We start from the raw sequence: 22319 nt of genomic DNA, 5'->3' as shown, positions 1-22319 counted from the left end.
CAGCGGGCGACGACGAGGAGGACCCCGATGACCGGACGGGCGCTGGTGCTCGTGGGCCGCGGCCGCTACCAGGACCGGTGGCACGACGACGCGGCCACCGGGCACCTGCTGGCGGGTGCGCTGGCCGCGGCGGGGCTGGAGCCCGAGGTGCGCGGCACGGCCCCGGCCGCGCTCGACGACGCCGACGGGCTCGCCCTGCTCGCCGTCGTCGCCGGCACGGGCCGGGTCGACCCCGGCTGGGACGGCGACGACGAGGCGTGGGCGCCGTTCCACGCGAGGCTCGCCGCGTTCGTCACCGGGGAGGGGGTCCCGCTGCTCGCCCTGCACCAGGCCGCGAACACCTTCACCGACGCCCCCGGCTGGGCGGCGCTCGTCGGCGGCCGGTGGGTCCCCGGGCGCTCGACGCACCCGCCCATCGGGCCGGCGACCTTCCGCCCCGTCCCGGGCGAGGAGCACCCCGTCACCGCCGGTCTCGACGCCGTCGAGGCGTTCGACGAGCGCTACTGCCTGCTGGAGCCCGAGCCGGGGACGCGGGTCCTGCTGACCACCGAGCACGACGGCACCGAGCACCCGGTCGTGTGGCAGTCCGGCGGTCCGGGCCGCGTGCTGTACGACGCGCTCGGCCACGACCCCCGCTCCTACGACAGCCCCTCGCGGCGGGGGCTGCTGCAGCGCGAGGTCGCCTGGCTGCTCGGCGCCCACCGGGCGTGACGAGCCGCTGGAACCCGGTGGGACGTCGTGGAACACGGGGCGGGGGCCCGCGCGTTGCACCGGCACCGGACGACGCCGTCACCAGGGGGACCGCATGCGCACCACCGCGACCACGCTGACCTTCGCCGCGCTGATCGCGGCGCTGTCCGCCGTGGGCGGCTCGCCGCAGGCGGCGGTGGAGGGCACCCGCGTGGTCAGCGGGGTGCCCGACCCCGGGAGCCAGGAGGACGTGGGACCGGCGACGCAGGGCTGAGCGCCCCACCGCTGCTCCCGGGCGCGTGGCGGGGTGCCGCCCCGGTCGTCACGGTCGGTGGACGCGGCACGTCGTCGGGTCCACCGCCGGGTGGACGTGAGGACCGTGCCGGGGGAGGACGCGGTGGGCACCCCCCGTGCGTGAGGGTGGTGCCGTGGACACCGCTACCCGCGACGCACCGGCGCCCACCTCCCCGGAACGCACCCCGTCCGCCCCGTGCGTGCCGGCAGCGCCCCGGCGGGCCCCCGGGGGGCGGGCGCTGCCGCGCTTCGTGCTGGCCGGCCTGGCCGGCAACGCCGCCCACGCGGTGGTGTTCCTGCTGCTGGGGGCGTGGGCGCCGCTCCCCGTGGCTGCGGTGAACGTGTCCGCCACGGTGGTCTCCACGCTCGTGGCCAACGAGCTGCACCGCCGGTTCACCTTCCGCGCCGCACCGGGCACCCCCTGGTTCGCCGGGCACGGCGTCGGTGGCGCCGCGGCGGTCGCCGGCCTGGTGCTGAGCACCTCGGCGCTGACCGCGTGGCACCACCTGGTGCCGGGGGCGGGCGACCTCAGCGGGCTGCTGGTCGTGCACGTCGTGACCGGGCTGGTCGGCCTGGTCAACTTCCTCGTGCTGCGATCGGTGCTGCGCAGCCCGGTGGCCGTTCCCCGGCAGGGGCGTCCCGGTGGGTAGCGTCGGGCTGTGACCCGTCCCGACCCCGCCGCGTGAGCGAACCCTCGACCGAGCGGCGGCGGGGATCGTGGCGGCGCCTGCCCGCCGGCGTGCGCCTGCTGCTGGCCAGCCAGCTCGCCTTCAACGTCGGTTTCTACCTCGTCGTGCCCTTCCTGGCCGTGCACCTGTCGCAGGACCTGGTGATCGCGGGCTGGCTCGTCGGCGTCGTGCTCGGGGTGCGCACCTTCAGCCAGCAGGGGCTGTTCCTCATCGGCGGTGCCCTGACGGACCGCTTCGGCGTGCGCCGCGTGCTCCTGACCGGTTGCGCGGTGCGCATCGCCGGTTTCTGCGTGCTGGGGTGGGCGACGTCGCTGCCCGGTGTGTTCGCCGGGACGGTGCTGACGGGTTTCGCGGCCGCCCTGTTCTCCCCGGCGGTGGAGACCGGACTGGCCCACGAGGGCCGGCGCCTGGAGGACGCCGGCGGCGTCACCCGCGCGGAGCTGTTCGCGCTGGACGCCGTCGTCGGCAAGGTCGGCTCCCTGCTCGGCCCGGCACTGGGCGCGGCGCTGCTGGGGGTGGACTTCACCACCACCTGCCTGGTCGCCGCGGCGATCTTCGCCGTGGTGCTCGCGGCCAACGCCCGGTGGGCCCCGCGCGAGGGTGCTGGGGCGCCGCGGGAGGTGTCGGTGTCCGCGGGGTGGGGCGCGGTCCTGCGGAACCGCCGGTTCCTGGTGTTCACGGGCCTGTACTCGACGCTCCTGCTGGCCTACAACCAGATGTACCTGGCCCTGCCGGTGGAGCTGGAGCGCGCCACCGGCTCGCAGGAAGCGCTGGGAGCCGCGTTCGTGCTGGCGGCCGTCGTGACCGTCTGCCTGCAGGTGCCGCTGGCCCGCTGGGCGCGCCGGCGCGGGCCGGCGACCGCGCTGCCGCTGGGGTTCACCGTCACCGCCGCCGCGTTCGCCCTGGTGGCCGCCGCGATCGCGCTGCCCGTGCCGGGGTGGGTGCCCGCCCTGGCCCCCGCGGCGGGTTTCGTGGTGCTGCTGCACCTGGGCTCGGCGCTGGCGGGGCCGGTGGCGCGCGACCTCGTCCCTCCGCTGGCCGGTGAGCGGCACGTCGGCGCCCACTACGGGGCCCTGGCCTCCGCCGGCGGGCTGGCGGTCCTGCTGGGCTCGGCGGGAGCCGGTGCGCTGCTCGAACCCGGCGCCGTCACGCCGTGGGCACTGCTGGCGCTGCTGCCGCTGGCGTCGGCCGCCGGTCTCGCCGTCCTCGCCCGCGCGGTGCCGGTGCCAGCGCCGAGGCGCTGACCGCCAGCACCGACAGCGCCACCAGCGAGGCGGCCGGCGCCAGCACGACCCACGGGGCGCGCTCGACGTACGGCACGCCCTCGGCGAGCACCAGGCCCCAGTCGGGCGTCGGCGGCTGCGGGCCCAGTCCCAGGAAACCGAGCCCCGCCAGGGCCAGCGCGACGCCCGGCAGGCGCAGGAACGCGTTGCGCAGCACCGGCCCGGCGACCATCGGCAGCACGTGCACGAGCAGGGCCCGTGCCCGTCCGACACCCAGCACGGGCAGCACCCGCACGTGCGGTTGCGCGTTCGCCTCGGCCACCAGCGCGGAGGTGTGCGAGGCCAGGGGGGCCCAGCTGACCAGCAGCACGGCGATCGCGGCGCCGGTGGCCGACGGCCCGGTGACGGCGGCGACGAACAGCCCGGAGATCACCGGGGGAGCGGCGTTGGCGACCTCCACCGGCCCGGCGGTCAGGTCGGGCGTGAGCCCCGCCAGCAGGCCCACGACGTAGCTGGCCAGGCAGACCAGCACCGCGGTGGCGATCGTGGTGCCGGCGCCCTGCCCGAGCCGGGCCAGCAGGTCGCGACCGGAGGCGTCGGCGCCCAGCAGCAGGTCCGCCGACGGCGCGGTGAGCCGCCCGCGGTCGGCGGCGTAGGGGTCCCCGGCGAACCCGCCCACCACGAGGGCGGCGAGGAGCACCAGCGCGGCCAGCGGCACGAGCCGGTCCCGGCCGCGCACCGCGTGCCCGGAGGAGGGGATCACCAGCCCGCCGGCGCGCGCGGCGCGGCCCAGGACGAGGCGGCGCACCAGGTCGGTCGCCACGCCGAGCAGCGCGCCCAGCGCGATGAGCGCGAGCATCCCGGCCTGCAGCACCGGCAGGTCCTGCGTCTGCGCCGCCCCCAACGTGGTGCGGCCCAGGCCGGGGATCGCGAAGACCCGCTCGACCGCGACCGCCCCGCCGACCAGCCCGACGACCACCAGGCCCACCTGCGGCAGCACCGGCGGCACCGCCCGCAGCAGCACCCCGCGAGCCAGCGCACCGCGCGGGGCGCCCGCAGCCGTCCACGTCGTCACCCACGCCTCCGCGCCGGAGGTGGCGACCGCGTCGGCGATGAGCCGGCCCACGAGGCCGCCGGCGGGCAGGCCCATCGCCAGCGCCGGCAGCACCGCGCTGGACCACCCCGACCAGCCGTAGGGCGGGAACCAGCCCACCCACACGGCCAGCACGACGAGCAGCGCGGTGGCCAGCAGGAACTCCGGCAGCGCGGTCAGCGCCGCCGCGGCGGCGCCCGAGGTGCGCCGCGGCGCACCGCGCAGCACGCCCGCCAGGGACGGGGCCACCACGGCGGCGGTCACGGCCAGCACCACGGCGAAGGAGAACGCCATGAGCGTCACCGAGACCCCCAGCGCCGACAGCACCCCGGGCAGCACCTCGGCGCCGCTGACCCAGGAGGTGCCGAGGTCGCCGCGCACCGCGCCGCCGGCCCAGCGGACCAGCAGGGCCAGCGGGCCGTCGGCCAGGCCGAGCTGCTCGCGCACCGCCGCCAGCGCCTCCGGCGTGGCCTCCTGCTCGGCGGAGCGCCCGCGCAGCACGGTGAGCGCCGGGTCGCGCCCGGACAGCCACGGCAGCAGGCCGACGACGGCGACGACGGCGACGACGGTCAGCACCCGCGAGAGCGGGCGCACCAGGGTCCGGGGGGCGAGCGGCACCGGCGGGCGCATCAGCGGGGAGCGGTCTCGGCGGTGACGAGCTCGCGCTCGCGGGAGTCGCGCGCCACGCCGGTGAAGTCGCCGGACTCGCCCTGGACCACGCGCTCGTGCAGCATCGGGATCGCCGCGTCGGACTCCAGCACCAGCCGCTCGGCCTCGAGGATCGCCGCGCGGCGCGCCTCGCCCGTGGGGGTCTGCGCGGCGCGCTGCAGGGCGGCGTCGATCGCCGGGTCGCACAGCTGCGCGATGTTGAACGACCCCTCGCAGGCGAAGTCGGAGTACATGTAGGCGACCGGGTCCCCGGAGTCCAGGACGGTCGCGCGCGACAGGATGAACGCGTCGAACGCACCGGCCAGCGCGTCGGACTCGATCTGCGAGTACTCGCGCACCACCTGGCGCACGGTGAAGCCGGCGGCCTCCAGCTGCTGCTGCAGCTGCACCGCGACCTCGGGCAGCTCGGCGCGGTCGGTGAACGTCGCCAGCACGACCTCCGCGCCCGCGGGGTCGCCCGCGGGGGTCTCGGTGCGTTCCGGCCGGCCCTCGGCCGCCCACGGCAGCGCCGGGCCGAGCAGGCCCTGCGCGACGTCGGCGCGGCCCTCGTAGACGGTGTCCACGATCGTCCCTCGGTCGACCGCGTCGCGGGCGGCGGCGCGGACCGCGGGGTCGGTGAACGCGCCGCGCTCGGTGTTCAGGTAGAGCGTGTTCGTGCGCGGCATCGGCACCTCGAAGACCTGGTCCTCGTCCAGCAGGGAGGCCTGCGAGACGGGCACGGCCTCCACGACGTCGGCCGTGCCGGTGCGCAGGGCGGCAGCGCGGGCGGTGCCGTCGGGCACGAAGGCCACGTCGATCCCGGCGGCGCTCGCGACCCCGCCCCAGTAGCCGTCGTAGCGGTCCAGCGTGGCGCTGGAGGTGCCGTCCACGGCGACGAGCTCGAACGGGCCGGTGCCGTGGCCGACGGGGTCGACGGTGCCGTCGGGGCGGTACGCGGCAGCGGCCAGGATCGACAGCTGCGGGCTGGAGAGGCGTTGCGGCACGAGGGGGTCCACGTCGGCGGTGCGCACGAGCACGGCGCCGGCGGGGTCGGCCGGGTCGGCCTCGACGGTCATCTCCACGCCGTCGAGGATGCGGGGCTTCGGGCTGGCCCGCGTGGCGGCGGTCAGCGCCGCGACGACCTGCTCGGTCGTCAGGTCGGTGCCGTCGTGGAACGTCACGCCCTCGCGCAGCTCGAAGCGCCACGTGCTCGGGGCGACCTGCTCCCAGGCGGTGGCCAGCGCGGGCCGGGCGTCGCCGGCCTCGTCGAGCGCGACGAGGGTCTCGGCGGTCGACCAGCGCGACAGCTTGAACGCGTCGTCGCTGAACGGGGTCAGCCCCGAGCGCGGCGGCTGCATGTGGACGACGCTGATCCGCTCACCGCCGGCCGCGGCGGCGCCGGTGGGACCGCCGCCCTGCGGGGCGGAGAAGCAACCGGACAGGAGCAGGGCGCTGACGCCGACGACGGGCAGGGTGGAGCGGACGCGCACCGGTTTCCTCCAGGGCTCGGGGGCGGGGGTGAGGGGTTTCGCCGGGTTCAGGGCAGGTCGGGCAGCAGGGGCACGGCGTCCACGAGGGCGCGGGCGGCCGGGTGCCGCGGGGTGACGAGCAGTTCGGCGGTGGGGGCGTCCTCCACCACGCGGCCGTCGGCGAGCACGAGGGTGCGTTCGCACAGCGCGGCGACGGCCGCGACGTCGTGCGAGACCAGGAGCAGGGCGCTGCCGCGCTGCTCGGAGACGCTGCGCAGGGTGTCCAGCACGAGGGCGCGCAGCGGCAGGTCCAGCCCGCTGACGGGTTCGTCGGCCAGCAGCAGCCGCGGGTGCAGCACCAGGGCGCGGGCGATGGCGACCCGCTGCGCCTGGCCGCCGGAGAGCTCCCGGGGGCGGGCGTCGCGGCGGTCGGCGGGCAGGCCGACGAGGTCGAGCGCGTCCTCGACGAGCCGGGCGGCGCGACCGCGCTCCCCGGGCGTGCCCAGGCGGTGCACCGGCAGCGCCACCAGCTCGCGCGCGCTCGCGCGGGGGTCGAGCGTCGTGGCGGGGTCCTGGGGGACGTGCTGCACGAGGCGGCGGTACCAGCGCAGCCGTCGCGCCGGGCCCGGCCGGACGGCGCGCCCCTCGCAGGTCACGGTTCCCGCGTCGGGGTCCTCCAGCGCCAGCAGCGCCCGCAGCAGGGTCGTCTTGCCGGCGCCGGACTCGCCGACCAGGCCCACCCGCTCGCCCGGGGCGATGCTCAGGTCCACCTCGCGCAGCACGTGCCGGGACAGGCCGGTGCACGTCAGCAGCGTCACGACGTCACCGCGCGTGCGCCCGCGGAGGCGCCGGGGCGGGTGGGCAGGTGCCGCTCGACGGCGCGGGCCGCGGTGAGCAGTTCGCGGGTGCGCTCGTGCGCCGGCGCGGCCAGGAAGTGCTCCAGCGGGGCGTGCTCGACCACGCGCCCCTCGTCCAGGACGACGACCTCCTCGCACAGCGCGGCGGCCACGGCGACGTCGTGGGTGACGAGGAGCAGCGCGCGCCCGGGGCCGGGACCGGTGCGCTCGCGCAGCAGGTCCAGCACCCCGGCCTGGGTGACGACGTCGAGGGCGGTGGTGGGCTCGTCGGCCACCAGCAGCGCCGAGGGCGTGGCCAGGGCCAGGGCCAGGCAGACGCGCTGGCGCTGCCCGCCGGACAGCTCCGAGGGCAGCGCGGCGGCGATCCGCGCGGGTTCGCGGAACCCCAGCGCGCGCAGGGTCTCGAGCACCGCGGTGCGCGCGGCGCGGCGCGTGCCGGGCACCGGCAGCGCCAGCTGGCGCCCGACCGGCAGCAGGGGGTGCAGCGCGCCGGCGGAGTCCTGGCGCACCGTTCCCGGGCGCAGCCGCGCGGCGCGGCGCGCGGCGGGCACGCCGAGGACCTCCTCCCCGTCGAGGCGCACGCTCCCCGTGGCGCGCAGCGCCGGCGGCAGCAGTCCCAGCACGGCGGCGGCGGTGAGCGACTTGCCCGAGCCGGAGGGCCCGAGCACGGCGACGCGACGGCCGGCGCCGACCGCGAGGTCGACCCCGTGCACCAGGTGGCCCGCGGCGCCCCGCACGCGCAGGGCGCGCACGTCGAGCAGCGTCACGTCGGGTCCTCCAGGCGGGGGTGGTGTCGAGCACCGCAACTGTAGACGATGACGGTAATGCTTCTCACCCTCACCGGGCCGCCCGGCGCCGCGGCCCGGTGAGGGGTGCCCGTCAGCCCTGCCGCGCCTTCCAGCGGGGGTTGCGCCTGTTGACCACGTGGACCTTGCCGTGCCGCCGCACGACGATGGAACCCTCCTTCCGCTTCAGGCTCTTGAGGGACGCGCGCACCTTCACCGTCCTGCTCCTCTCACCAGCTGGACTTCGTGACGCCGGGCAGCTCGCCCGCGTGGGCCATCTCCCGCAGCCGGACGCGTGAGATCCCGAACGTGCGCAGGGTCCCGCGGGGACGGCCGTCGACGGCGTCGCGGTTGCGCACCCGGGTGGGGCTGGCGTCGCGCGGCAGGCGCTGCAGCGCCAGGCGGGCGGCGGCCCGCTGCTCCTCGCTCGCGCTCGCGTCGAGCGCGGCGCGCTTGAGCTGCGCGCGGCGCTCGGCGTGGCGCTCGACGACGGCGCGGCGCTGGTCGTTCTTCGCGATCGCGCTCTTCTTCGCCACGCTCAGCGCTCCTCGCGGAAGTCGACGTGCCGGCGCAGCACGGGGTCGTACTTGCGGACGACCATGCGGTCCGGGTCGTTGCGGCGGTTCTTGCGGGTGACGTACGTGTAGCCCGTGCCCGCGGTGGAGCGGAGCTTGATGACCGGGCGCACGTCCTGGGGCTTCGCCATCAGAACGCCTCCCCGCGGGTGCGCAGGTCGGCCAGGACCGCCTCGATGCCGCGGCGGTCGATCGTCCTGATGCCGCGCGCGGACAGCGTGAGCGTCACGGTGCGCCCCAGCGAGGGCACGGAGTACTTCTTGCGCTGGACGTTGGGGTCGAAGCGCCGGCTGGTGCGCCGGTGCGAGTGCGAGACGGACTTGCCGAAGCCCGGGACGGCCCCGGTGACCTGGCAGCGGGCGGACATGCGTGTCTCCCTCCGGTGGGGTGCGGTTCCCGTGCACCCTACTATCGACAATGAGTCTCAACATCATCGAGGAGGAGAACCGTGAAGAAGGACCTGCACCCCGCCTACGGGTTCGTGGTGTTCCGCGACAAGTCCGCCGGAACCGCGTTCCTGTCGCGCTCCACGCTCGCCGGGCGCGGTGACCTGCCCACCGTCGAGTGGGAGGACGGCGCCACCCACCCGGTCTTCGACGTGGACGTCTCGGCCGCCAGCCACCCCTTCTGGACGGGCACCGCCCGGGTGCTGGACTCCGAGGGGCGCGTGGAGAAGTTCCGCCGTCGCTACGGGCGCCGCTGACCGGCCCCGCGGGTCCCGCTCACCGCGCGGGGCGCGCCCGCGGCCTGCCCCACGGCGATCCGGTGGTGCAGGCCCGCGGGGGCGGTCGCCAGGTCGGGTGCGGGCCCGGCCAGCCAGGTCAGCAGCGCGGCGACCTCCGTGGCCCCGAGCCGGCCGAAGCACAGCACCCGGGTCGGTGCGGAGGGTGCTTCCTGCAGACCCACCCCCACCTGGGCGCGGAACGGCAGGACGGTCCCGGCGTCCAGGTGCACGAGCACCAGCGCCCTCGAGCCCCGCACGACGCGGCGCAGCCGGTGCAGCAGGCCCACCTCCGGGTGCGCCACGAACACCCACCCGACGGAGTCGCCCGGGCCGGTCGGCGCGGTGCGGGGCGTGGTGCGGGGCGAAGGGCGGGGCGAGGCGTGCACGGGGTCCTCCGGGGGTCGTCTCGGGGCTGGCGCGGACTGGTACGGTCGACTCTAGACGAGAAACGTTCTCAATAGGAGGTTCGTGTGCACCCCCACCCGCTGCCCGTCACCGTCGTGACCTCCCTCGACCCGGTGCTGCGCGACGTGGCCACCGCGGCGGTCGTGTGCGACGTGCCCGGCGCGGCCGTGCTGCGCTACGACCTGGGACCCACCGCCGCCGACGGCCTGCGCCGGGTGGTCAGCGACCTCTCGGGCGTCGTCGAGGACGTGGTGGTGCCGCTGGAGCACACCTGCCTCGACTGCGCGCAGCGCGAGGACGTCCTGCCGACCGTCTCGGCCGTCGCCGCCTCCGGCCGCTGGCGCTCGCTGGTCCTCGCGCTGCCGGTGGGCGCCGAGCCCACCGCCCTGGTCCAGGCCCTGGCCGTCGGCGGGGAGAGCGCCGGGTGCGTCGCCGTCCGGGGCGTGGTCGCCGCGGTGAGCGGGGCGAGCCTCGAGGACGACCTGCTCGGCGACGCCCTGCTGGCCGAGCGCGGCCTGGCGGCCGGCGAGGACGACGACCGCGCCCTGGGCGAGGTGCTGGCCCACCAGCTCGACGAGGCGGACCTGGTGCTCACCGACACCGCGCTCGCGCCGCGCGCCGCGACCCTGCTGCGCCACCTGTGCGGGCCCCGGGTGCCGGTGACCCCGCTGGGGCGGACCGACGGTGCCGCGCTGACCCGAACCCTGCGCACCGCGCGCGGCGCCGGCCCCCGCAGCGACCTGCGCGCCGCGCGCCGCCATCCCGTCGCCGACACCGCGGAGGTGTGGACGCTGGAGCTCACCTCCCCGCGCGCCTTCCACCCCGGCCGGTTGCTGGAGCGCGTCGAGGACCTCGGCGCCGGGCGGCTGCGGGCCCGCGGGACCTTCTGGCTGTCCACCCGGCCGAGCACGGTGTGCGCGTGGGACGGCGCCGGTGGCCAGCTGAGCATCGGCGACCTGGGCACCTGGGGCCCGGGGGAGCGCCGCACCCACCTCGTCGTCACCGGCACCCGGGCCGACGACCGCGACCGGCTGCGCCGCGCCTTCACCGCCGTGCTGACCACCGAGCGGGAGGAGCGCGAGCGCGCCCGATCCTGCGCCCCGGGTGGCGGTGAGGACGGGTTCGAGCCGTGGCTGGGGTCGCGCGCCGGGCACCCCGCCGACCCCGGCGTCGTGGTCGAGTGAGACTCCGCCCGGCCGGTGCGCTACCGCCTGCCGGCCCGGCCGCCCTCCGCCCGCCGCGCCCCGCGCCCGCGAGGGGGGGCGGCGGGCGGACCGGTGGCTCACGCCACCGGTGGGGTTCAGCGCGGCGGGGCGCTCGCCTCGAACCGGCCGACGTCGCGCACGGCGCCCTTGTCCGCCGAGAGCGCCAGTGCCGCGTACGCCTTCAGCGCCGAGGAGACCCTGCGGGGGCGTGCCGCCGCCGGGCGGTAGCCCCGGCCCGCTTCGAGGGCGGCGCGGCGCTGCGCGAGGACCTCGTCGGGCACGTCCAGCCGCAGCACGCGGTTCGGGATGTCGATGACGACGGTGTCGCCGTCCTCGACGAGGGCGATGGTGCCGCCGGCGGCGGCCTCGGGGGAGACGTGCCCGATGGACAGACCGGAGGTGCCGCCGGAGAAGCGGCCGTCGGTGATGAGCGCGCACACCTTCCCCAGGCCGCGGCCCTTCAGGTACGAGGTGGGGTACAGCATCTCCTGCATGCCCGGCCCGCCGCGGGGACCCTCGTAGCGGATGACCACCACGTCGCCCGCGGTGATGCGGCCGGTGAGGATCGCCTCGACGGCGTCCTCCTGGGACTCGACCACGACGGCCGGGCCGGAGAACGTCCAGATCGACTCGTCCACGCCGGCGGTCTTCACGACGGCGCCGTCGGGGGAGAGGTTGCCGCGCAGCACCGCCAGGCCGCCGTCGGCGGAGTGCGCGTGGGCGACGTCGCGGATGCAACCGCCCTCGGCGTCCAGGTCGAGGCTCTCCCATCGCTCGGACTGCGAGAACGCCTGCGCCGAGCGCACGCACCCCGGAGCGGCGTGGAACATCTCCACGGCCTCGGGGGAGGGCGAACCGCCGCGCACGTCCCAGTTCTTCAGCCACTCCTCGACCGAGGCCGAGTGCACCGTGGTGACGTCGTGGTCGAGCAGGCCGGCGCGGTCCAGCTCGCCGAGGATCGCGGGGATGCCCCCGGCGCGGTGCACGTCCTCCATGAGGTACGTGCCGTTGGGGGCGACCTTCGTCAGGCACGGCACGGTCCGCGAGCGCTGCTCGATGTCGGCGAGGGTGTAGTCCAGCCCGGCCTCCTGGGCGGCGGCCAGCAGGTGCAGGATGGTGTTGGTGGAGCCGCCCATCGCGATGTCCAGCGACATGGCGTTGTCGAACGCGGCGCGGGAGGCGACGTCGCGGGGCAGGACGGTGGCGTCGTCCTGGTCGTAGTACCGCTTCGCGATGTCCACGACGGTGCTCCCCGCGTCCTCGTACAGCTTCCGGCGAGCGGTGTGCGTGGCCAGGATCGAGCCGTTGCCGGGCAGCGCCAGGCCGAGGGCCTCGGTGAGGCAGTTCATGGAGTTCGCGGTGAACATGCCCGAGCAGGAGCCGCAGGTGGGGCAGGCCGCTTCCTCGATGCGGGCGATGTCGGCGTCGGAGACCTCGGTGTTCACGGCGTCCGCGATGGCGGAGACGAGGTTCAGCCGGCTGCGCACGGTCCCGTCGACCAGGACGGCGCTACCGCCCTCCATGGGGCCGCCGGAGACGAACACGGTGGGGATGTTCAGGCGCAGCGCGGCCATGAGCATGCCCGGGGTGATCTTGTCGCAGTTGCTGATGCAGATCAGCGCGTCGGCGCGGTGCGCCTCGACCATGTACTCGACCGAGTCCGCGATCAGGTCGCGCGAGGGCAGCGAGTACAGCATGCCGTCGTGGCCCATCGCGATGCCGTCGTCGACGGCGATCGTGTTGAACTCGCGCGGCACCCCGCCCGCGGCCTTGACGGCGTCGGAGACGATGCGGCCCACCGGTTGCAGGTGGGTGTGGCCGGGGACGAACTCGGTGAAGCTGTTGGCGACGGCGACGATCGGCTTGCCGAAGTCCTCGCGCGCCACGCCGGCGGCGCGAAGCAGCGCGCGGGCGCCGGCCATGTTGCGGCCGTGGGTGACGGTCCGGGACCTCAAGGGGGGCACGGGACCACGGTGCGGGACCGCTGCGCCGACCGGAAGACGGCGCTGGTGCTAGTGCTGCCACTACTAGGATGGGGTGGTGAGCGGCGAGACCCGGCGGGGCGAACTGGGGGCCCTGCTCCGCAGTCGACGCGGCCAGCTCGGACCGGCCGACCTCGGCCTGCCGGCCGGGCCGCGCCGGCGCAGCCCGGGTCTGCGCCGCGAGGAGGTCGCGGCGCTCTCCGGCGTCTCGGTGACCTGGTACACCTGGCTGGAGCAGGGCCGCGACACCCACCCCTCCCGGCAGGTGCTGGACGCCCTCGCGCGCACCCTGCGGCTGTCGGAGGCCGAGCACGCGTACGTGCTCTCCCTGGCGGGCTACTCAGCGCCCAGGCCGTCCGCGGCCGCCGCGCCGCGCACGGCACCCGCGCACGTGCAGCGCCTGCTGGACGCCCAGGTGGGCCTGGCCGCCTTCGCGATCGCCTCGGACTGGCACATCGTCGGGTGGAACGCCGCCTACGCCGCGCTCTACCCCGGCATCGCCGAGGTGGCCGACGAGGACCGCAACCTGTTGTGGCTGGTCTTCACCGACCCGTCCGTGCGCCGACTGCTGCCGCGCTGGGAGGAGGACAGCCGCCGCTTCCTGGCGGAGTTCCGCGCCGAGGCCGGCCCCCGGCTGGGGGAGACCGGCGTCGCCGCGCTCGTGCAGCGGCTGCGCTCGGCCAGCGCGCGCTTCGAGGCGGGCTGGAGCGACCACGACGTGCGCGGCTTCACCTCCCGCGAGCGGCTGTTCCACCACCCGCGCACCGGCGACCTGCGGCTCGAGCACCACCAGCTGACGCCCGCCGACCACCCCGACCTGCAGGTCGTGGTGTACACGCCGATCGACGACGGGTGCACGCCGGCGCGGTGGGCGACGCTGCTGTGAGGACGCCGGGAGGGACGCCGCGGGCGCACCTGCTCGAACCGCACGTCACCGCGGAGCCCGTTCCCGGTGCGGTGGGTGCCGACGTCGAAGACCGTGGTGCCGGGCTCGGCGTGCTCGGCCCGATGAGCCCGCGCACGCCCGCCGCAGCGCGTGCCCCGGCGAGGATCGCCACCCGCCCTGGGCGGTCGTCGGAGAACTGGTCCAGGGGGACGGTGTTCGTGCCGTGCTCGCTCTGCACCGAGGTCACCGCGTCGAAGACCCCGGTCCGGTCCGTGCACGACCGGACGGACCGGGTTCTCGCCGCCGGCGGCACCGCCACGCGCGGGCGGGGTCTGGGTGGTGGTCACTGCCGCTCCCCCCGGAACTCGCCGATCCACTCGGACGTGGCCTTCAGACCGCCGAAGGTGTAGAAGTGCAGGCGCAGACCGCCGTGGCGCTGAGGGTCGTAGCGCTCGGTCAGGGTCCGGACGAAGGTGGCCGGTCCTGCGGTTCCCACGAGGTTGGTGATGGAGAAGCCGTACTTCTTCGCGATGCCTGCGCTGGTGCCCACGCCGAAGCGCTGGGCGTAGCCCAGCAGGCGTCGGATCCCGGCCGGGCCGGGTACGCCGATGCGCACCGGCAGGTCGATGCCTCGAGCGCGAACCTCCTCCAGCCAGGTGAACACCGGGTCGACGTCGAAGCCGAACTGGGTGGTGACGCTCCCGCGCAGGCCCTGCTCGCGCAGGGCGGTGGCCTTGGCCTCGATGGCCTGCCACAGGACGGGGTCGGTGATGTCCGGATGACCTTCGGGGTACCCGCTGACGCTGACGTGCCGGACGCCGTGCTGCTGCAGCAACCCGGAGCGGATCACCGCCAGGGAGTCCTCGTACGGTCCTGCCGGTGTGGGCGGGTCGCCACCCACGACGAAGACGTCGCTGCTGGCGCCGGCCCGCTGCAGCGCCTCCAGGAACGTCTGGAGCTCCTGAGCGGACTCCAGTCGGCGCGCGGAGATGTGCGGCACGGGGACGAAGCCGCAGTCGCGGACGGCCTCGGCCGCCGCGACGCGCATCTGCAGGTCCTCGTTGGCCAGGTGGGTGACGTTGATCCGCGTGCCGGGCGGGATCGCGGCACGAGCCTCCTGCAGTCGGGGGACGTCCTTTCCCGTCATCTCCAGGGAGAAGTCCTGCAACACGTCGTGCAGTGCTGCACCGGGTTCGGGGTGAACTGCTTCCACGATGCTCCTCGGGTGGTCATGGTGCCGTGCGCACTGCTCGTGGGGCGCGGCGGTCCTCCAACCGGCCGGAACCAGGAGTCGGGGTGGGTCTCGAAGGCGACGTCGTGGTCGCCGGCGCGTGCGCGGTGCTTCACCCCGTCCTGGGTGGCCGGCACCCCGGTGAGGGTGTGGCTGTCCTCGCCGTTGCGCAAGGGAACCCCGTCGCTGGTGATGAGACCGCGACTGGTCACCGGGATGAACCGCCTTGCCTGCCCGACCGCGGACCCGTCGTGCTGGAGCCGCCGGCGGCAGCCCCGGCTCCTCCGTCGGCCGGGTCGTCGGCGAGGGCCTTGAAGCGGCGCAGCCGCAGGCTGTTGGAGACCACGAACACCGAGGAGAACGCCATCGCCGCACCCGCGAGCATCGGGTTGAGCAGGCCGGCGGCGGCCAGCGGCAGGGCGGCGACGTTGTAGGCGAAGGCCCAGAACAGGTTGCCCTTGATGGTGCCCAGCGTCCTGCGCGAGAGCCGGATGGCGTCGGCGGCGGCCCGCAGGTCACCGCGGACCAGGGTGAGGTCGCTGGCCTCGATCGCCACGTCGGTGCCCGTGCCCATGGCCAGGCCCAGGTCGGCCTGGGCCAGGGCGGCCGCGTCGTTGACGCCGTCGCCGACCATCGCCACGACCCTGCCCCGCGCCTGCAGCCGCTTGACGACGTCGACCTTGTCGGCGGGCAGCACCTCGGCGATCACGGTCTCGGGGCCGGGGGCGATGCCGACCGCCTGCGCGACCGAGCGGGCGAGGGTGGCGTTGTCGCCGGTCAGCAGCACCGGGGTCAGGCCCAGGCCCCGCAGCCGGCGGACGGCCTCGGCGGAGGTCTCCTTGACGGCGTCGGCGACCACCAGGACGCCGCGGGCGGCGCCGTCCCAGCCGACCGCGACCGCGGTCCTCCCCTCGGCCTCGGCCGCGGCCCTCGCCCGTTCCAGGTCGTCGTCGAGCTGCTGGGACCGCTCGGCCAGCAGCCGGGGGCGCCCGACGAGCACCGCGTGGCTCCGCCCGTCGGTGGTGACGACGCCCTGCACGCCCAAGCCCTCGACGTTGGTGAAGCCCTCCACGGCCGGCAGGGTGCCGACCCGGTCCCGGGCGCCCTCGGCGACGGCCCGGGCGACGGGGTGCTCGGAGGCGTCCTCCAGCGCACCCGCGAGCCGCAGCACCTGGAGCGGGTCCTCACCGGCGGCGGGGACGACGTCGAGCAGGGTCATCTTCCCGGTGGTGACGGTGCCGGTCTTGTCCAGCACGACGGTGTCGACCCTGCGGGTGTTCTCCAGCACCTCGGGGCCCTTGATCAGGATGCCCAGCTGGGCGCCGCGGCCGGTGCCGACCATCAGCGCGGTCGGGGTGGCGAGGCCAAGCGCGCAGGGGCAGGCGATGATCAGCACGGCGACCGCGGCGGTGAAGGCGGCGGCCGGCCCGCCACCGGTGCCGATCCAGAAGCCGAGGGTGGCCACGGCGAGGGCGATGACGACGGGCACGAAAACCCCGGAGACCCGGTCGGCCAGGCGCTGCACCTCGGCCTTGCCGTTCTGGGCGTCCTCGACCAGGCGCGCCATCTGCGCCAGCTGGGTGTCGGCGCCGATGCTGGTGGCCCGGACGACGAGCCGGCCGCCGGCGTTGACGGTGGCGCCGACGACGGCGTCGCCGGTGCCGACCTCGACCGGCACGGACTCGCCGGTGAGCATCGAGGCGTCCACGGCCGAGGAGCCTTCGGCGATGACGCCGTCGGTGGCGATCTTCTCCCCGGGGCGGACGACGAACAGGTCCCCGACGGCCAGCTGGTCGGCGGGGATCCGCGCCTCGACGCCGCCGCGCAGCACCGAGACCTCCTTGGCGCCCAGTTCGAGCAGGGCGCGCAGCGCGGCGCCGGCCCGGCGCTTGGAACGCGCCTCGAAGTAGCGCCCGGCGAGGATGAACGTGGTGACCCCGGCGGCCGCCTCGAGGTAGATGTTGGCCGAGCCGTCGGTGCGCGCGACGGTCAGCTCGAAGGGGTGCGTCATCCCGGGTTCGCCGGCGGTGCCGAGGAACAGCGCGTACAGCGACCAGGCCAGCGCGGCGAGGGTGCCCAGGGAGACGAGGGTGTCCATGGTGGAGGCGCCGTGGCGCAGGTTGGTCCACGCCGCCCTGTGGAACGGCCAAGCACCCCACACCACCACCGGTGCGGCCAGGGTCAGCGACAGCCACTGCCAGTGGGTGAACTGCAGCGCCGGGACCATCGCCGCCGCGATGACGGGGGCGCTGAGGACCGCGGAGACGACGAGCCGCTGCCGCAGGCCGCGGACGTGGTCGTCGGGTGCCGGGCCGTTCGCCCGCTCCGCGTCGGTCCCGGCCTCCGGGGGCGGGGGCAGTTCGGCGGTGTACCCGGTCTTCTCGACCGTGGCGATGAGGTCGGCGGGGGTGAGGTCGCCGCCGAAGCTGACCCGCGCCTTCTCGGTGGCGTAGTTGACGGTGGCGACGACGCCGTCGAGCTTGTTCAGCTTCTTCTCGACGCGGGCCGCGCACGAGGCGCAGGTCATCCCGCCGATCACCAGCTCGACCTGGCTCGTGCCGGTCGCCGCCGGCGGGGTCGTCCTCTGAGTCGCGGATCCCATCTCGTTCTTCCTCCGGCGGTGCTCGGGAGCGGTGGAGGACCCGGCCGTGGACCCGGCCGTGGTCCTCACCCTGGTCGTGACCTCAGCCGTGGTCGTGCTCGTGGCCGTCGTCGCCGGTGTCCTCAGCGGTGCCGGCACCGCTCGCGCTCGCGGTCCCGCCGACGTGGACGGTGAACTCGGCGGTGCGCACGACGTCGCCGTGCTGGAAGTCCAGGAACAACCGGTAGGCGCCTGCCGAGGGGGCGGTGGCGTGGAAGGTGACGTCCGGGCCGGGTGCGGTGGTGCCGTCCCCGGGCCCACCGGCCGGGTGCACGTGCAGGTGGGCCAGGTCGCCGGCGCGCAGGGCGACCAGGTGCCCGTAGGCGCCCAGGTAGGGCTGCAGGTCGCCGACCGGTCCGCCGTCGCGGCTGACGGACAACGTCAGCTCGCTCTCCCGGCCCGCGAGCAGCTGCCCGTCGAGGGTCACGGTGTACCCGTCGACCTCGGCGGTGGTCGACGGGGCGGGCAGCGGCCGGGGTTCGTGGTCGCCGGCGACGGCGACGTCGGCGCCCAGCACGAGCGCGGCGTCCTCGCCGGCGGGGTCGAAGTCGGCGAACACCCGCCAGGTGCCGGCGGTCAGGTCCAGCGGGACCGACCAGGTGCCGTCGTCCGACAGCCGCGGGTGCACGTGCTGGTAGCCGGTCAGGTCCCGGCGCACCGCGATCAGGTGGAGGTCCTCGTCGTGGGCGGTGTCGTAGGCGGTCACCGGGCGCCCGTCGGGACCCAGGACCCGGAACGACAGCGGCGTGGCCGAACCGGCCGGCAGCTCGCCGGGCACGTCGAGGGTGTAGCCGTCCTGGGAGACCTGCAGGCCGCCGGGCAGGGCCGCGCCGGTCGCGGTGGGAGCGCCCTGCGCGGCAGCCGCCGGGGGCTCCTCGTGCGGACCGGTGTGCGTGGCGCTGCCGTGGGGGGCCGTGGCCGGGCCGACGGGCCCGACGGCGGCGCCGATGCCGGCCGCGGCACCGAAGACGACGAGCAGGCCGAGGCCGAAGGCGCCGAGCTTGGTGGGGGTGTTCACCGGGACCACCTCCCCGGGGTCCGCGCCGGCCGGCCGCGCTGGGCGGTCGCCCTGACGGCGCCCGCGTCCCCCCGGGCACCGGTGACGTCCGGGGTCCCGGTGACCCCGGCGGTCACCACCCCGGCGCAGCGTCCGTGCGCCGCGCTGCTGACGGCGTGCTCGGTCGTGGTCATGACCGGCCTCCCTTCGACTCGTCGGTACCCCCTGGGGGTACATCCTGCAACGCGCGCGGCCCCGGGGTATTCCGGTGGAGCAGCCGCAGGCTCGTGCAGTCGAGGGCCGGCTGGTCGGCGGGCGCAGCCAGCGGCAGGATCGTGGGCGTGAGCTGGCACGCGGGCAACGCGGACGTCGACGGCGCCGATGACGGGGGCTGGCTCGTCGGGCACTTCAAGGCCGGGCGCGCACCGGAGCTCGCCAGCGGTGACGTGGAGGTGAAGTGGGCGCGCCTGGCCCCCGGCTCCCGGGACGACGAGTGGACGCAGCCGGAGCGGCAGACGTCGCTGTGCGTGCTGGTGAGCGGTGCCCAGCGGATCAAGTTCCGTGGGGGTGAGGCGGTGCTGCGCGAGTCCGGGGACTACGTCATCTGGTACCCCGGGGAGTCGCACACGTGGGAGTCCTCGCAGACGCAGGAGACGACCACGATCACGATCCGCTGGCCCTCCGGCTGAGCGGAGGCGCACCCGGTCCGCGGACCTCAGTACGAGGGGCGCTGGGCGTCCTCCCCGGACGTCGCGATGAACTCGGTCGCGAGCTGCTCCGACGCCCTGGCCACGAGGGCGACGTCGGCGCCCACCAGCACGAAGCGTGCTCCGGCGGCGGCGTAGGCGCGAGCGGCTCCGGGGTCGAAGGCGTTGACCCCCACGGGCTTGCCGGCGGCGATCACGGCCCGCAGAGCCCGGTGCGCGGCGGCCACGACGTCCGGGTGCGTCTGAGCGCCGAGCAGGCCCATGGACGCCGCGAGGTCGCTGGGGCCGACGAAGACGCCGTCGATGCCCGGCGTCGCGGCGATCTCCCCGGCGTTCTCGACACCTTCTGCGGTCTCGACCTGCACGACGACGGACACGTGCTCCGCGGCGTTCCGCAGGTAGCCGTCGACCCGGTTCCACCGGGCCGAGCGGGCCAGTGCGCTGCCCACGCCCCGGCGCCCGGCGGGCGGGTACTGCGTGGCCGCGACCGCGGCACGGGCCTGCTCGGCGGTGGAGACCATGGGGACCAGGACGGTCTGGGCTCCCAGGTCCAGCACCTGCTTGAGCAGGACGTCGTCCGCGGCGGGTACGCGCACGACGGGCGTCACGGGGTAGCCCGAGACGGCGTGGAGCTGGGCGAGGGTGGACTCCAGCCCGTTCGGGGCGTGCTCCATGTCGATGAGCACCCAGTCCAGACCGGACCCGGCCATGATCTCGGCCATGACGGGGGAGCCGGAGCAGACCCAGCCGCCGAACAGCGCACGGTCGGTGGCGCCCAGCCGGTCCCTCAGCGTGGGGTTCAGGCGAAGCGGCACGAGATCGTCCCCAGCCTTCCGTAGTCGGCGAGCACGGTGTCCCCGGGGTGCACCCACACCGGCCGGGTGAACGAGCCGGCGAGGACGACCTCCCCGGCCGCCAGGTGGTCGTCGTGCTGGGCCAGCTTCTGCGCCAGCCACGCGACGCCGCTGGCGGGGTGGTTGAGGACGGCCGCCGCGACGCCCGACTCCTCGATGGTCTCGTTGCGGTAGAGCAGGGCCGAGACCCAGCGCAGGTCGACGGCGTCGGGGGCCACCGGGTTACCGCCGACGACCATGCCGCCCATGGCGGCGTTGTCGCTGATCGTGTCGACGATCGTCCTGCCCCGCATCTCGATCCTCGAGGACAGGACCTCCAGCGCGGGGACGACGTACTCCGTGGCGCGCAGCACGTCGAAGATCGAGACGTGGGGGCCGGAGAGCGGCTCGCGCAGGACGAACGCGAGCTCCACCTCGATGCGGACGTTGGAGAAGCGGGCGTGCTCGATGGTGCTGCCGTTCTCGAACACCATGTCGGCGAAGATCGCTCCGTAGTCCGGCTCGGTGATGCCGGTGGCCACCTGCATGACCTTCGAGGTCAGGCCGATCTTCCGGCCGACGGGGCGGCGGCCGGCGGCGATGGCCCGTCGGCGCCACTCGGCCTGCACGGCGTAGGAGTCCTCGACGGCCATGCCGGGGTGGCGGGCGGTGAGCAGGGGCACCGTGGTGCGGTCGCGCTCGGCGGCGGCGAGCTCGTCGGCGATCGCCGTGATCGTCTCGGGGGGCAACATCGACGTCCTCCTCCAGTCGTGGGGTTCGGCTCAGCGGGCGCCGTCGCGCTCGGCGTACTTCTGCCGCCACTGCGCGTTCATGGGGAACAGCCCGTCGACGGGGTTGCCCGCAGCGACCTGCTGGGCGATCCAGGCGTCCTCCTGCTCCTGCGCGAGGGCGGCGTCGACGACCTCCTCGGCGAGGGCGCGGGGGACGACGACGACCCCGTCGGAGTCGCCGACGATGACGTCCCCGGGCTGCACCGCGGCCCCGCCGCAGGCGATGGTGACGTCGACGTCCCACGGGACGTGCTTGCGGCCCAGGACGGCGGGGTGGGCTCCGCGGGAGTACACGGGAAGACCCACGGCAGCCACGGCGTCGGCGTCGCGCACACCGCCGTCGGTCACGATGCCCGCCGCTCCCCGGGCGTTGGCCCGGATGGCGAGGATGTCGCCGAGGGTTCCCGAGCCGGACTCGCCGCGGGCCTCGATGACGAGGACCTCGCCGGGCTCGACGGCGTCGAAGGCCCGCTTCTGGGCGTTGAAACCACCGCCGTGCGAGGCGAAGAGGTCCTCGCGGTTCGGCACGAACCGCAGCGTCTTCGCCGTCCCGACGAGCTTGCGGTCGGGGTGGGTCGGGTGCACGCCGTCGATGCTGACGTTGTTCAGGCCCCGCTTGCGCAGCTGCGCCGACAGGGCGGCCACCGGGGTCCTCTCCAGCTTGGCGCGCAGGTCGTCGTCGAGGCCGGGTGCGGCCGCCGGCGGCAGGCCGGCCGCCTCGCGCGAGCCCCACGCCTCCACGCGCTGCTCGTCGTCGACGGCGGGCAGCGAGCCGAGGTCGGCGTCGAAGGCGTGCTCGCCCTGGACGACGGTCGTCACCAGTCGCCCGGAGGTGGCGCCGGCGCGCGCACCACCCACGACGTCGACCTCGACCTCGACGACGTCGCCGGGGACGACGACGCTGGACCCGGCGGGCGTCCCGGTCAGGATCACGTCGCCGGTCTCGAGCGTGAAGTGCTGGGAGAGGTCGGCGACGATCTGCGGCAGCGGGAAGAGCACGGCCGCGCTGGTGTCGTCCTGTGCCGGGGTGCCGTTCACCCACGTGCGGACCCGGATCGCCGCGGGGTCGAGGTCCGAGGCGTCGATGAGCCGCGGCCCCAGGGGGGTGAAGCCGTCGCCGCCCTTGGAGCGGACGTTGGAGCCCTTGTCGTTGGCGCGCAGGTCGTACAGCCCGAGGTCGTTGGCCGCGGTGACGTGCGAGACGTGCCGCCACGCCTGCTCGACGGGCACGCGTCGGGCCGGTTCGCCGATGACCAGGGCGATCTCCCCCTCGAAAGCCAGGAGTTCCGTGCCCGCCGGCCGTTCGACCGTGCCGCCGCCGGCGGCGAGGGAGCTCGAGGGCTTGAGGAAGTAGGAGGGGGCGGCGGGTCGCCGGCCCCGCTGGTCGGCCCGGGAGGCGTAGCTGAGGTGGACGGCCACCACCTTGCCGGGGCGACCGGCGGGGAGGGCGGCGAAACGCGGGTCGTGGTCGGGCTGGGTCGTCATCGACGCTCTCCTGACGTTCGTGGCCGGGGTCGCACGCGATCGTGCCGCACGTGCAGCGGGACCTCGCGGCAGAACCTTGACGGTCCCTGCGTGTACATTAAGATATACG

General features: G+C 75.7%; 24 protein-coding genes. 8 read left to right on the top strand and 16 right to left on the bottom strand.

Annotated elements, in window-relative coordinates; genetic code table 11:
- The first annotated feature begins 27 nt into the window (after nt 1–27).
- The 4 genes from ACRYR8_RS03480 (at nt 28) to ACRYR8_RS03465 (ending at nt 2917) form a co-directional block, all read left to right on the top strand.
- Nucleotides 28–711: a ThuA domain-containing protein gene (locus ACRYR8_RS03480; protein ID WP_432482681.1), complete on the top strand. Its 684-nt coding sequence runs from the start codon at nt 28–30 to the stop codon at nt 709–711.
- A gap of 94 nt (nt 712–805) precedes the next feature.
- Nucleotides 806–964 (top strand): hypothetical protein, encoded by a 159-nt coding sequence (locus ACRYR8_RS03475; protein WP_432482680.1) that lies wholly within the window; start codon nt 806–808, stop codon nt 962–964.
- A gap of 154 nt (nt 965–1118) precedes the next feature.
- Nucleotides 1119–1634: a GtrA family protein gene (locus ACRYR8_RS03470; RefSeq protein WP_432482679.1), complete on the top strand. Its 516-nt coding sequence runs from the start codon at nt 1119–1121 to the stop codon at nt 1632–1634.
- A 32-nt stretch (nt 1635–1666) separates the two neighbouring features.
- On the top strand, nt 1667–2917 hold the full coding sequence (locus tag ACRYR8_RS03465) for an MFS transporter (RefSeq protein ID WP_432482678.1): 1251 nt from the start codon (nt 1667–1669) through the stop codon (nt 2915–2917).
- On the opposite strand, the gene ACRYR8_RS03460 is transcribed toward ACRYR8_RS03465, so the two are convergent.
- From ACRYR8_RS03460 to rpmB, 8 genes are all read right to left on the bottom strand, one after another.
- Nucleotides 2820–4607 (bottom strand): ABC transporter permease subunit, encoded by a 1788-nt coding sequence (locus tag ACRYR8_RS03460; protein WP_432482677.1) that lies wholly within the window; start codon nt 4605–4607, stop codon nt 2820–2822. The two genes, ACRYR8_RS03465 and ACRYR8_RS03460, sit on opposite strands and share 98 nt — an antisense overlap.
- An 11-nt stretch (nt 4608–4618) precedes the next feature.
- Nucleotides 4619–6127, bottom strand: coding sequence for an ABC transporter substrate-binding protein (locus tag ACRYR8_RS03455; RefSeq protein ID WP_432482676.1), 1509 nt, complete (start codon nt 6125–6127; stop codon nt 4619–4621).
- A gap of 47 nt (nt 6128–6174) precedes the next feature.
- On the bottom strand, nt 6175–6924 hold the full coding sequence (locus tag ACRYR8_RS03450; RefSeq protein ID WP_432482675.1) for an ABC transporter ATP-binding protein: 750 nt from the start codon (nt 6922–6924) through the stop codon (nt 6175–6177).
- Complete coding sequence (locus ACRYR8_RS03445) at nt 6921–7730, bottom strand: ATP-binding cassette domain-containing protein (RefSeq protein ID WP_432482674.1); 810 nt, start codon at nt 7728–7730, stop codon at nt 6921–6923. The genes ACRYR8_RS03450 and ACRYR8_RS03445 overlap by 4 nt, the downstream gene beginning before the upstream one ends.
- Before the next feature lie 112 nt (nt 7731–7842).
- The gene (locus ACRYR8_RS03440) at nt 7843–7965 is read right to left on the bottom strand and encodes a 50S ribosomal protein L36 (protein ID WP_432482673.1); all 123 of its coding nucleotides are present in this window, start codon (nt 7963–7965) and stop codon (nt 7843–7845) included.
- Between the two features lie 13 nt (nt 7966–7978).
- Nucleotides 7979–8284, bottom strand: a complete 306-nt coding sequence (rpsN, locus tag ACRYR8_RS03435; RefSeq protein WP_432482672.1) for a 30S ribosomal protein S14 — start codon at nt 8282–8284, stop codon at nt 7979–7981.
- A 2-nt stretch (nt 8285–8286) separates the two neighbouring features.
- Nucleotides 8287–8454 (bottom strand): 50S ribosomal protein L33, encoded by a 168-nt coding sequence (gene rpmG / locus ACRYR8_RS03430; protein WP_432482671.1) that lies wholly within the window; start codon nt 8452–8454, stop codon nt 8287–8289.
- A complete protein-coding gene (gene rpmB, locus ACRYR8_RS03425) occupies nt 8454–8690 on the bottom strand; it encodes a 50S ribosomal protein L28 (protein ID WP_432482670.1) in 237 nt (78 codons plus the stop codon). The genes rpmG and rpmB overlap by 1 nt, the downstream gene beginning before the upstream one ends.
- An 81-nt stretch (nt 8691–8771) precedes the next feature.
- Here rpmB and ACRYR8_RS03420 point away from each other — a divergent pair, with 81 nt between their 5' ends.
- Nucleotides 8772–9026: a type B 50S ribosomal protein L31 gene (locus ACRYR8_RS03420; protein WP_432482669.1), complete on the top strand. Its 255-nt coding sequence runs from the start codon at nt 8772–8774 to the stop codon at nt 9024–9026.
- Here ACRYR8_RS03420 and ACRYR8_RS03415 read toward each other — a convergent pair.
- The gene (locus ACRYR8_RS03415) at nt 9011–9433 is read right to left on the bottom strand and encodes a hypothetical protein (RefSeq protein ID WP_432482668.1); all 423 of its coding nucleotides are present in this window, start codon (nt 9431–9433) and stop codon (nt 9011–9013) included. The genes ACRYR8_RS03420 and ACRYR8_RS03415 overlap by 16 nt on opposite strands.
- 84 nt (nt 9434–9517) lie before the next feature.
- On the opposite strand from ACRYR8_RS03415, the gene ACRYR8_RS03410 reads away from it, so the two are divergent.
- Nucleotides 9518–10636, top strand: a complete 1119-nt coding sequence (locus ACRYR8_RS03410) for a GTP-binding protein (RefSeq protein WP_432482667.1) — start codon at nt 9518–9520, stop codon at nt 10634–10636.
- A gap of 116 nt (nt 10637–10752) precedes the next feature.
- On the opposite strand, the gene ilvD is transcribed toward ACRYR8_RS03410, so the two are convergent.
- Complete coding sequence (gene ilvD / locus ACRYR8_RS03405) at nt 10753–12621, bottom strand: dihydroxy-acid dehydratase (protein WP_432482666.1); 1869 nt, start codon at nt 12619–12621, stop codon at nt 10753–10755.
- 76 nt (nt 12622–12697) lie between these two features.
- Between ilvD and ACRYR8_RS03400 the strand changes: the two genes are divergently transcribed.
- Entirely contained in the window at nt 12698–13525 is an 828-nt protein-coding gene (locus tag ACRYR8_RS03400) for a helix-turn-helix transcriptional regulator (RefSeq protein WP_432482665.1), read from the top strand.
- Between the two features lie 343 nt (nt 13526–13868).
- Here the strand turns inward: ACRYR8_RS03400 and ACRYR8_RS03395 are convergent, their stop codons facing one another.
- The 3 genes from ACRYR8_RS03395 to ACRYR8_RS03385 all read right to left on the bottom strand — a co-directional run bounded on the left by ACRYR8_RS03395 (nt 13869) and on the right by ACRYR8_RS03385 (nt 18415).
- Nucleotides 13869–14738 (bottom strand): methylenetetrahydrofolate reductase, encoded by an 870-nt coding sequence (locus ACRYR8_RS03395; RefSeq protein ID WP_432482664.1) that lies wholly within the window; start codon nt 14736–14738, stop codon nt 13869–13871.
- Nucleotides 14739–14964: 226 nt separating this feature from the next.
- Complete coding sequence (locus ACRYR8_RS03390) at nt 14965–17358, bottom strand: heavy metal translocating P-type ATPase (RefSeq protein WP_432482663.1); 2394 nt, start codon at nt 17356–17358, stop codon at nt 14965–14967.
- Between the two features lie 82 nt (nt 17359–17440).
- Nucleotides 17441–18415 carry a DUF8832 domain-containing protein gene (locus ACRYR8_RS03385; RefSeq protein WP_432482662.1) on the bottom strand — a complete coding sequence of 325 codons (975 nt, stop codon included), beginning with the start codon at nt 18413–18415 and terminating at the stop codon, nt 17441–17443.
- A gap of 320 nt (nt 18416–18735) precedes the next feature.
- Here ACRYR8_RS03385 and ACRYR8_RS03380 point away from each other — a divergent pair, with 320 nt between their 5' ends.
- Nucleotides 18736–19083 (top strand): cupin domain-containing protein, encoded by a 348-nt coding sequence (locus ACRYR8_RS03380; RefSeq protein ID WP_432482661.1) that lies wholly within the window; start codon nt 18736–18738, stop codon nt 19081–19083.
- Nucleotides 19084–19109: 26 nt separating this feature from the next.
- On the opposite strand, the gene ACRYR8_RS03375 is transcribed toward ACRYR8_RS03380, so the two are convergent.
- Genes ACRYR8_RS03375 through ACRYR8_RS03365 form a run of 3 tightly spaced genes read right to left on the bottom strand, consistent with a single transcriptional unit; the run spans nt 19110 to nt 22210 of the window.
- Nucleotides 19110–19916: an HpcH/HpaI aldolase family protein gene (locus tag ACRYR8_RS03375; protein ID WP_432482660.1), complete on the bottom strand. Its 807-nt coding sequence runs from the start codon at nt 19914–19916 to the stop codon at nt 19110–19112.
- Complete coding sequence (gene hpaH / locus ACRYR8_RS03370; RefSeq protein ID WP_432482659.1) at nt 19901–20686, bottom strand: 2-oxo-hept-4-ene-1,7-dioate hydratase; 786 nt, start codon at nt 20684–20686, stop codon at nt 19901–19903. Before hpaH ends, ACRYR8_RS03375 begins: the two co-directional genes overlap by 16 nt.
- Nucleotides 20687–20716: 30 nt before the next feature.
- On the bottom strand, nt 20717–22210 hold the full coding sequence (locus tag ACRYR8_RS03365) for a fumarylacetoacetate hydrolase family protein (RefSeq protein WP_432482658.1): 1494 nt from the start codon (nt 22208–22210) through the stop codon (nt 20717–20719).
- Nucleotides 22211–22319 lie beyond the last annotated feature (109 nt).

Origin of the sequence: Kineococcus esterisolvens, assembly GCF_050871405.1 — a bacterium.
In the GTDB taxonomy this organism is placed as follows: Bacteria; Actinomycetota; Actinomycetes; order Actinomycetales; family Kineococcaceae; genus Kineococcus.
Note: the sequence above shows the minus strand (reverse complement) of the source record. Positions and strands in the feature narration are given on the sequence as shown.

Coding starts and splice junctions, on each gene's coding strand:
- ACRYR8_RS03475 (WP_432482680.1), top strand. CDS start 806: ATGCGCACCACCGCGACCACGCTGACCTTCGCCGCGCTGATCGCGGCG.
- ACRYR8_RS03365 (WP_432482658.1), bottom strand. CDS start 22,210: ATGACGACCCAGCCCGACCACGACCCGCGTTTCGCCGCCCTCCCCGCC.
- ACRYR8_RS03480 (WP_432482681.1), top strand. CDS start 28: ATGACCGGACGGGCGCTGGTGCTCGTGGGCCGCGGCCGCTACCAGGAC.
- rpmB (WP_432482670.1), bottom strand. CDS start 8,690: ATGTCCGCCCGCTGCCAGGTCACCGGGGCCGTCCCGGGCTTCGGCAAG.
- rpmG (WP_432482671.1), bottom strand. CDS start 8,454: ATGGCGAAGCCCCAGGACGTGCGCCCGGTCATCAAGCTCCGCTCCACC.
- ACRYR8_RS03390 (WP_432482663.1), bottom strand. CDS start 17,358: ATGGGATCCGCGACTCAGAGGACGACCCCGCCGGCGGCGACCGGCACG.
- hpaH (WP_432482659.1), bottom strand. CDS start 20,686: ATGTTGCCCCCCGAGACGATCACGGCGATCGCCGACGAGCTCGCCGCC.